This window comes from Flexivirga meconopsidis, from assembly GCF_026162425.1.
In the GTDB taxonomy this organism is placed as follows: domain Bacteria; phylum Actinomycetota; class Actinomycetes; order Actinomycetales; family Dermatophilaceae; genus Flexivirga; species Flexivirga meconopsidis.
Genome location: NZ_JAOBQJ010000005.1, coordinates 495,624 through 504,549 on the forward strand (window position 1 = coordinate 495,624; position 8,926 = coordinate 504,549).

The following is an 8,926-nucleotide window of genomic DNA, read 5'->3' on the forward strand; positions in this document are numbered from 1 at the left end:
CGCCAGTGAAGATCGAGGAGACCTGGAGCTATGACGCTCCGGCCGACACAGTGTTCGCCATGCTGCTCGACCCGAAGTTTCAGCAGGCCAAGTGCGAGGCGACCGGCGCGCTCTCCAGCAAGGTCGACGTGCGCACCGAACCGCCGATCGAGGTCATCGAGACGCACCGCGAGATGTCGACTGCTGGCCTGCCCGACAACGTCGCCAAGCTCGTGGGAAAATCGTTGAAGATCATCGAGATTCAGCTCTGGGGCAAACCCGCCGGCGACGGCGCGCGCACGGCTGACCTGGACGTCTCGCTCGGTGGTCTGCCGGTCAACTTCGTCGGCAAGATCACCATGACCCCGGCCGGTGAGACCACCGGCCTGCACCTGGTCGGCGACCTCAAGGCCCGCATCCCGCTTGTCGGTGGACGGGTGGAATCCGCTGCGGCACCTGCGATTTCGAACGGCGTCCGGATCGAGGCCGAGACCGGTGCGAAGTACCTGGCCTGATCGGCGCAGCCGTAAAAGGCCCCGCAGCGCGCGTGCGCTGCGGGGCCTTCGTCATACGCCCGGTTACTGCATGTGCGGGTAGGTGTACTCGGTCGGCGGGACGAACGTCTCCTTGATCGAGCGCGGGCTGGTCCAGCGCATCAGGTTCGCCGCCGAGCCGGCCTTGTCGTTGGTTCCCGAGGCGCGTCCACCGCCGAACGGCTGCTGACCGACGACGGCGCCGGTCGGCTTGTCGTTGATGTAGAAGTTGCCGGCGGCGAACCGCAGCCGCTCCTGCGCGTCGGCGATCGCCTCGCGGTCCTGGGCGATGATCGAGCCGGTCAGGCCGTACGGAGCGACCGACTCCATCTGGTCCAGGACCTTGTCGTACTGCCGGTCGGGGAAGACGTGCACGGCGAGGATCGGGCCGAAGTATTCGGTCGAGAACACCGCGTTGTCCGGGTCGCTGACCTCGAGGATGGTCGGGCGGACGAAGTAGCCGACGCTGTCGTCATACGTGCCACCGGCGAGGACCTTGATGTCCTTGTGCGCGTGCGCCATGTCGAGCGCATCCTTGTGCTTGGCGAACGCGCGCGCGTCAATGACCGCGCCCATGAAGTTGGACAAGTCGGTGACGTCGCCCATCGCGATCGAGTCGGTGATGCCGACCAGGTCGGACTTGATCTTGCGCCATACGCTCGCCGGCACGTAGGCCCGCGACGCCGCCGAGCACTTCTGCCCCTGGAACTCGAAGGCACCGCGAATCATCGCCGTGCGCAGCACGTCCTGGTCGGCCGACGGGTGAGCGAGGATGAAGTCCTTGCCGCCGGTCTCGCCGACCAAGCGCGGGTAGGTGCGGTACTTGGTGAGGTTGGAACCCACGGTCTGCCAAAGGTTTTGGAAGGTCGGGGTGGACCCGGTGAAGTGGATGCCGGCCAGGTCCGGGTCGGTGAGCGCAGCCTTGGAGACGTTGATGCCGTCTCCGGTCACCAGGTTGATGACCCCGTCCGGCAGGCCCGCCGCCTCGAGCAACTCCATCGTCAGCTGTGCTGCGCGCGTCTGGGTCGGAGACGGCTTCCAGACGACCGTGTTGCCCATGAGCGCGGGCGCGGTCGGCAGGTTGCCGGCGATCGCGGTGAAGTTGAAGGGGGTGATCGCGTAGACGAAGCCCTCGAGCGGACGGTGGTCGGTGCGGTTCCAGACGCCGCGCGAATTGGCCATCGGCTGCTCGGCCATGATCTGGCGCGCGAAGTGCACGTTGTAACGCCAGAAGTCGATCAGCTCGCAGGCGCTGTCGATCTCGGCCTGGGTGGCGGTCTTGCTCTGGCCGAGCATCGTCGCGGCGTTCATCCGGGCGCGCCAGGGACCGGCGAGCAGGTCGGCCGCCTTGAGCAGCACGGCTGCCCGGTCGTCGAAGGACAGCGCCCGCCAGGCCGGTGCCGCGGCCTTGGCCGCGTCCACCGCGGCCTGCGCGTCGGCGACCGTCGCGTTCTTCATGGTGCCGAGCACCTTCTTGTGCGCGTGCGGCTGCCGCACGGCGATCGCGCGGCCACCACCCATGACCCGCTTGCCACCGATGGTGTGGGGCAATTCGACCTGTTCCGAACCGATTTCGACCAGCGCTACCTCCAGCGCGGCACGCTCGGCGCTGCCGGGCGCGTAGTCGAGTACGGGTTCGTTCACCGGTGCGGGGACCTGGGTCACAGCGTCCATCGATGCGGCTCCTTAAAGATGTATGACGAAAACGGTCATCCCATCCTCGCACCCGCAGCACCGTGCGGCCGCACGGAGTGCGGCCGCACGGTGCGAGCCACTCAGACCTTGAGCTCCGGCTGGTAGAGCTCGATCCAGGCGTGCAGGTCCAAAACCTTCTCCAGACCTGCGCGTTCGGCGTGCGCCGGCTCGAGGGCGATCTGCTCGGTCAGCCAGTCGCGATCGACGAGCGCAAAGACGTCGTGCGCGGCGTCGGCGAGCACGTCGGCCGCCTGCTGCTGCAGCCGCGACACGTAACCGAGATCCTGCGTCGACGGGTACGGCGACTTCACCCGGTCCACCACCGACCGGGGCAGCACGTCCTTGGCGGCCGCCCGCAGCAGCGACTTCTCCCGGCCGTCGAAGTTCTTCATCGCCCACGGAGCGTTGTAGACGTACTCGACGAGGCGGTGGTCGCAGAACGGCACCCGCACTTCGAGGCCCACCGCCATACTCGCCCGATCCTTGCGGTCGAGCAGGATCCGGACGAACCGGGTCAGGTGCACGTAGGACATCCGCCGCATCGCTCGCTCCAACTCGGACTCCCCCGGCAGGTGCTCGACCTGCGCAGACGCCTCGGCGAAGCTGTCCCGTTGGTAGTCGGCAAGCCGCAGCGACCCGTGCAGATCGCTGCGCAGCGCCTTCTCGGCACCACCCATGACGCTCAGCTGCGCGGCATTCGCCAGCCACGGAAAGGTGTCGGCCGTGCGGGCGCGCTCGTCGAAGAACTGCTTGTACCCGCCGAACACCTCGTCGGCCGACTCTCCGGACAAGGCCACCGTCGACTGCTTGCGGATGGCGGCGAAGAGCAGGTAGAGCGAGCCGTCCATGTCACCGAGCCCGACGGGTAGGTCGCGGGCCTGCACGACCGCCCGCCGTACGGCCGGGTCGGCAAGCTGCGCCGGGTCGAGCACGATGTCCTGGTGCTGGGTCCGACTGCGCTCGGCGACGTCGTGCACGTAAGGCGTGTCCGGCGTGCTGCGCAGTGGATCGGCGACGAAATTGTCTGTCTGGCCTACGAAGTCGACCGCGAAGGAGCGCACGATCTCACCGGTGGCGGCGAGCTGCTGCGCTGCCAGAGCGGTGAGCGCGGACGAGTCCAGGCCGCCGGAAAGCAGCATGCAGCGAGGCACGTCGGCGATCAGCTGGCGCCGCACGATGTCGTCGAGCAGATCACGGACGGTCTCCACCGTCCGCTCGACACCGTCGGGGTGCTCGGTGGTGGACAACTGCCAGTAGCGGTGCGTGCGAACGCCATTGCGATCGACGGTGACGACCGTTCCGGGCTCGACCTCGTGCATGCCGTCCCAGACCGCGTGCCCCGGTGTCTTGACGAAGGCGAACAGCTCCCGGAGGCCGTCGATGGTCACCACCTTGCGAGCCAGTGGATTGGCGAGGATGGCCTTGGGCTCGCTGCCGAAGAGCACACCGTCCGGGGTCGGATAGAAGTAGAGCGGCTTGATGCCCATCCGGTCGCGGATCAGGTGCAGCCGCTGCTCGCGTTCGTCCCAGATCGCGAAGGCGGACATGCCATTCAGCCGCTCGGCGACGCCGATGCCCCATTCCAGATAACCCTCGAGCACCACCTCGGTGTCGGAGTCGGTGCGGAAGCGGTGTCCCAATCCCTGTAGTTCACTACGCAATTCGACGAAGTTGTAGGACTCGCCGGAGTAGACCAGCCCGACCGGGGCAGCGTCGCCTGCCATCGGCTGTCGACCGCCCGGCAAGTCGACGATCGCCAATCGCCGGTGGCCCAGCCCAGCATGCTCGCGCACCCAGGTGCCGCGATCGTCCGGACCTCGACAGGCCATCGTCTCGGTCATCGTGTCGATGGTGCGCTGCTCACCTCGCAGGTCACGGTCGAACGACACCCAGCCGGCGATTCCACACATGGACATACCTCCTGTTCAGTTCGTTTATCTATGAAAACTAACAGGCCGAACTGAACAGGACGTAAGAAAGACGCCAAGGTTAGTTAAGGATTTCGTCAGGGCCCGTCAGGGCTGCAAAAGCCTTCGCACGTCGCGCAATTCGGTCACGTCGTACCAGGAGAGCTCGAGATCTGCGTCGACGTCACGCTCACCCGGGGGATCCAGCACGTGCAGGCTCGCCACCCACCGCAACGGCACGTCACCGAGCAGCGACACCTCGGTGTCGACCTCGCCGTGCGCGCCCTCACCGACCTGCTCCGGATCGAGGTCGACGGCAGCGACGACCCGCAGATCGTGCCCGGCTGCGATGGTCGCCGCGTCCTGCATGGCGAGGTACTCCAGCCCCTCGGCGTCCTCGTTGGGTGCCGCAGCTCGCAGCTCGCGGGTCACCGCGTACCCGTGAATCCCCTTGCCCTCAAGGAGCTTCGACTCGTCGAGGTGCGCCAACGAGGGACCGTCGAGCGGGAGATAGACGCGGCGTCGGCTGGTCGCGCGTTTCGTCATACCCGGGCCTCCATCTCGTCCAGCAGCTCGGTGAGCGCGTCGATGACGCACTGGCCGAGCAGGTCCACATCAGGCATCTGGTCGCGATCGGCATTGAGCCCGAAGTCGACCCGGCCGTTGTAGGACGTCAGCCCGATCGCAAGCGTCTGCGCCTTCGGCAACGGTATGACGGGATAGGACTCGACCATCGGCGCCTCGCCGGCGTAGAGCGGCTGTTGCGGGCCGGGGACGTTCGTCACCACGAGGTTGAACATCCGCCGCGACATCGCGTTGCCCAGCCGCGCACCGAGCGAATGCAGCGTGGGCGGAGCGAATCCGGCGAGTCCGGCGATCGACGCCGCGTCGACGGCCGCACTGCCGCTGTCGAGCTGCTGTTGCATGGCGAACGCGATCTGGTGCAGCCGCATCATCGGCCGCGGCTCACCGACCGGCAGGTCGACGAAGGCCGGCATGACTTCTTCGTCGAGGTGTTCGGCGGCCTCGCCGCCGCGGACGCTGAGCGGGACCAGTGCGCGCACGGTCTCGGTCGCGTCCACCGCTTCACCGCGGGCGAGCAGCCATCCCCGCAACGCCCCCGCGATTGTTGCCAGCACGACGTCGTGCACGGTCACCCGTTCCTGGCACGCCGCACGGATGCGGCGGTAATCGTCCAGATCGGTCGAGACCATCACGAAGCGGCGGTGCACGCCGACCGATCTGTTGAGCGGACTGGGCGGAGCCGGACGGGCAACCGCCTTCGCGAGTGCTCCGGCCGCAACGGCCGCGGTCGCGGTGCCGCGCCGGGCGATGCGGCAGACCTCGGAGGTTGCGGCGCCGACTCCGCCGCGGGCCAGGTCAATCACCCGAGTCGGCCGGCGTGCGACGTCGACGGCGACACCGAGCAGCAGCTCCACTTCACTCGGCGACCGGGACGCCCGCCAGGTGTGCGGCACCGGCTGGTCGCGGCCGGCCTCGGGGTCGACGATGATCTGACCGATGTCGATGGCGTGGATGCCGTCGACGAGCGCGACGTGCGACTTGGTGACGATCGCGAAGCGGCCACCCTCCAGCCCTTCGACCAGATAGAGCTCCCACAGCGGGCGGGTCGCGTCGAGGGTGCGGGCCTGCACCCGGGCGACGAACTCCTCGAGTTGGGCGGTGCTGCCCGGCCGCGGGAGCGCGGCACGGCGTACGTGGTAACTGACGTCGAACCGGTCGTCGTCGACCCAGACCGGCGGCAGCAGCCGGCCCGGCACCTGGCGCACCCGCTGCCGATAGCGGGGCACGTAAGCGATCCGGTTGCTGACCAGACTCACCAGGTTCTCGTACTCGAACCCGCCGTCCGGCGGGTCGAAGATCAGCACCGACCCGACGTGCATCGGCGTCGTGCGGTCCTGCAGATAGAGGAAGGACGCATCGAGGGCGCTCAGTCGATCGGCCACGGGGTCATAGTGGCACGGGCTCAACGGCGCCCCGCGAAACGCGCCCTCCTGGTGGGGACGGTCGGGGCCCCGCTGAGTTCGGCTGCCAACTCGGCGATCGCCCGGCGAGTCGGTGAGGACGACGCCTGCTGCGCCAGCACCTGACCGGCGAGGAGCGCGGCGTCGGTGGCATCGCGGTCATCGGGCACGAGTGTCAGCCGGGACACGCCCGCGAACCGCTGCAGAGCTTCGGCGACCCGACGCGCGGGCGAGCTGCCGACGGCACCGGAGCGGACCTTGTTGGCCACGACCACCGGCTGATCGGCGGTGACCGAGCGCAACTCGTCCAGGCCGCGCACAAGGCGTTGCAGACCGACCGGGTCGGCGGCGCCGACGGCCAGCACGGTCGTTGCTGCTCGCAGCGCGGCGAGCGTCGCAGCGTTGCGCCGCGGCGCGGTGGTGTCGTAACTGAGCTCCTCGTCCTCCTCCAACGGCGCGGCGACGTCGATCACCACCAGTGCGGCGAGCCGACGGCACTGATCGAGGACAGCAGTCAGGGCGTCCTCGCGCAGCTCCGGCCAGCGTTCGGTGCGGGGTAATCCGGTGAGCACCCGAAAACCCGGCGACACCTCCGGCGCGACTGCGGCCAACGAGTGCAGGTCCAAGTGGCCGGAGTCGGCCAACCGGGTCGCCGCGGCGACCCCGGGAGCCTCGTCCAGCAGCGCGAGGTGCTGGGCGACGGCCGCACCGTAGGTGTCCGCGTCGACCAGCACGACAGGCACGCCCGACCTGGCCGCCTCAGCCGCCAGATTGACCGCCACCGTCGTACGCCCAGGCGCACCACCGGGACCCCATACGGTCACCACCCGGCCCGCGCCGCTGCCGTCCGGCGCCTGCGGCGTGGGCTGGTCACCGATGAAGGGGTTGGCAGGGACGTATGGCGCACCCGCGGACCCAGAGGTCAGGGCGGCGAGTTCATGATCGAGGTCCGCGGGCGAATGAGCCTCAGCCGGAAGGGAATCCGCCTCCTCCGTCGAGTGCGCCGAAGCCGGCACCGCCGACCGCACCGCAGCCGCGAGGTCGCGCACCTCCGCGCCGATCGGCAACAAGGTCACCACGCCCCACTGCTGCAGGACACGTTGCTGCTCCTCGTCCCCCGGTCGGTGCACGCCGACGATGCCGACCCCGGCGGCTCGCAGCTGCCCGAGAACGGTCCGGTCCAGCCCGGTGAAGTCGGGCGCGACGACCGCCACGTCGGCTCGGGCAGCGGCGCAGACCGCGAGGAGGTCGGCCACATCCGGACACCGGCGCACCAGTCGCAGCTCCGGCGCGTTGCCGAGCGCCTCGGCAACGGTCGCTTCCCCGGCCGCCCCGATGCCGGTCACCACGGTGACGTTCATCTACTCCCCCTTGAGCGGCGAGCCGGCGGCCGGGACGAGGTTGACCTTCGCGCCGGTGTTCACCGCGGCGAGGACCCCGGCGACCTTGTCGTCCGGCACCAACACGTGGACCGCGTCGGAGTCGGTCGCCACCGTCAGGCCGCCCGCCCGCTGCGGCACCCGCGCGACCACCGCGCGCTCCATCATCCGCTGCGGGGCCTCGAAGGTCTCCTGACCGGTCGCGCCCTTCTGCTTGACCGAGACCCACACGTCGACGATCGAGCCCTTCAGCAGGTTGGCCGACTGCGACGAATCCACTGGGAGCGCAACGGCTTTCAGATGCACCGACGACGACGAACCAACCGCGGACCGGGGCAACAACTCACCCGCCCGCACCTCACGAAGCACCTCACCGGACGGCATGGCCGCGTCGGCGCGAAAGTAGGTGCCTGCGCTCTTGTCGATGCGGACCTTGACCGGGCGGACGTCCGCCGCGGTCACCGACTGACCGGGCACGAGCGGATGGGACACCTGCAGCACCTCGACCGAGTCGTCGTAGTGCCGCAGCGCGGCCGCGCCGGCCAGCATCGCCACCAGGATCAGGACGACCCCGGCGACCAGTCGCGCATCCCTCCACGACGGCCGCTGCAGTCGGCCGGCGATCGGCCGCGGCAGCTCGTCATCGTCAGTCCTCGATCGCCGCAGCTGCGCCATACCACCGTCTCCGTTCGCTCCGGGCGCCACCGGACAGGTGGCAAGGCGCCCAGCGTAGAGAGATTCGCAGCCGCGCCGGAAAAGTTATCCACAGGGGTTGCGCTGGCCTGGGTGGAAGATGCGCCACAATGAGTCGCATCAGGAACGCAGAAGGCCCACCGAGAGGAAGTGCATCGACCGTGGCCGCACGCTTCGCATCGATCGCAGATGTCGCCGAGACACTCAACATCTCCTCGCGGCAGGCTTACGGCCTAGTGACCAGCGGTGAGCTGCCCGCCATCAAGATCGGCAAGGCCTGGCGCATCGAGTTCGTCGAGCTGGAGGCGTTCATCCAGCGCCAGTACGACGACTCGCGTTCGCGGATCGCCTCCGGAGAATTCGCCGACTCAGAGCCCGAGTCCGACGACTGATCGAGGGGGCTGCCGCCGCAGCCGGACGCGCGCACACGCCGCAACCGTTTCGACTTATGCACGCCCACGAGGCCAGACCCGCGCACACGCCGCAACCGTTTCGACTTATGCACGCCCACGAGGCCGGACCCGCGCACACGCCGCAACCGTTTCGACTTATGCACGCCCACGAGGCCAGACGCGCGCACACGCCGCAACCGTTTCGACTTATGCACGCCCACGAGGCCAGACCCGCGCACACGCCGCAACCGTTTCGACTTATGCACGCCCACGAGGCCAGACCCGCGCACACGCCGCAACCGTTTCGACTTATGCACGCCCACGAGGCCAGACCCGCGCACACGCCGCAACCGTTTCGACTTA

At 68.7% G+C, this 8,926-nt stretch carries 8 protein-coding genes; 2 read left to right on the forward strand and 6 right to left on the reverse strand.

Annotation, left to right across the window (positions count from 1 at the left end; genetic code table 11):
• The first annotated feature begins 5 nt into the window (after nucleotides 1-5).
• On the forward strand, nucleotides 6-494 hold the full coding sequence (locus N2M23_RS18845) for a DUF2505 domain-containing protein (RefSeq protein ID WP_265447661.1): 489 nt from the start codon (nucleotides 6-8) through the stop codon (nucleotides 492-494).
• A gap of 63 nt (nucleotides 495-557) precedes the next feature.
• On the opposite strand, the gene pruA is transcribed toward N2M23_RS18845, so the two are convergent.
• The 6 genes from pruA to N2M23_RS18875 all read right to left on the reverse strand — a co-directional run bounded on the left by pruA (nucleotide 558) and on the right by N2M23_RS18875 (nucleotide 8,153).
• On the reverse strand, nucleotides 558-2,186 hold the full coding sequence (pruA, locus tag N2M23_RS18850; RefSeq protein WP_265447662.1) for an L-glutamate gamma-semialdehyde dehydrogenase: 1,629 nt from the start codon (nucleotides 2,184-2,186) through the stop codon (nucleotides 558-560).
• A 101-nt stretch (nucleotides 2,187-2,287) separates the two neighbouring features.
• Complete coding sequence (asnB, locus tag N2M23_RS18855; RefSeq protein WP_265447664.1) at nucleotides 2,288-4,117, reverse strand: asparagine synthase (glutamine-hydrolyzing); 1,830 nt, start codon at nucleotides 4,115-4,117, stop codon at nucleotides 2,288-2,290.
• Between the two features lie 105 nt (nucleotides 4,118-4,222).
• Nucleotides 4,223-4,660: a DUF6912 family protein gene (locus tag N2M23_RS18860; protein ID WP_265447666.1), complete on the reverse strand. Its 438-nt coding sequence runs from the start codon at nucleotides 4,658-4,660 to the stop codon at nucleotides 4,223-4,225.
• Nucleotides 4,657-6,081, reverse strand: a complete 1,425-nt coding sequence (locus N2M23_RS18865) for a WS/DGAT/MGAT family O-acyltransferase (RefSeq protein ID WP_265447668.1) — start codon at nucleotides 6,079-6,081, stop codon at nucleotides 4,657-4,659. Before N2M23_RS18865 ends, N2M23_RS18860 begins: the two co-directional genes overlap by 4 nt.
• A 20-nt stretch (nucleotides 6,082-6,101) precedes the next feature.
• The gene (locus N2M23_RS18870; protein WP_265447669.1) at nucleotides 6,102-7,460 is read right to left on the reverse strand and encodes a CpaE/TadZ family protein; all 1,359 of its coding nucleotides are present in this window, start codon (nucleotides 7,458-7,460) and stop codon (nucleotides 6,102-6,104) included.
• On the reverse strand, nucleotides 7,461-8,153 hold the full coding sequence (locus N2M23_RS18875; protein WP_265447670.1) for a CpaB family protein: 693 nt from the start codon (nucleotides 8,151-8,153) through the stop codon (nucleotides 7,461-7,463).
• Nucleotides 8,154-8,332: 179 nt separating this feature from the next.
• Between N2M23_RS18875 and N2M23_RS18880 the strand changes: the two genes are divergently transcribed.
• On the forward strand, nucleotides 8,333-8,563 hold the full coding sequence (locus tag N2M23_RS18880) for a helix-turn-helix domain-containing protein (RefSeq protein ID WP_265447671.1): 231 nt from the start codon (nucleotides 8,333-8,335) through the stop codon (nucleotides 8,561-8,563).
• Nucleotides 8,564-8,926: the final 363 nt, after the last annotated feature.

Coding starts and splice junctions, on each gene's coding strand:
- pruA (WP_265447662.1), bottom strand. CDS start 2,186: ATGGACGCTGTGACCCAGGTCCCCGCACCGGTGAACGAACCCGTACTC.
- asnB (WP_265447664.1), bottom strand. CDS start 4,117: ATGTGTGGAATCGCCGGCTGGGTGTCGTTCGACCGTGACCTGCGAGGT.
- N2M23_RS18860 (WP_265447666.1), bottom strand. CDS start 4,660: ATGACGAAACGCGCGACCAGCCGACGCCGCGTCTATCTCCCGCTCGAC.
- N2M23_RS18870 (WP_265447669.1), bottom strand. CDS start 7,460: ATGAACGTCACCGTGGTGACCGGCATCGGGGCGGCCGGGGAAGCGACC.
- N2M23_RS18875 (WP_265447670.1), bottom strand. CDS start 8,153: ATGGCGCAGCTGCGGCGATCGAGGACTGACGATGACGAGCTGCCGCGG.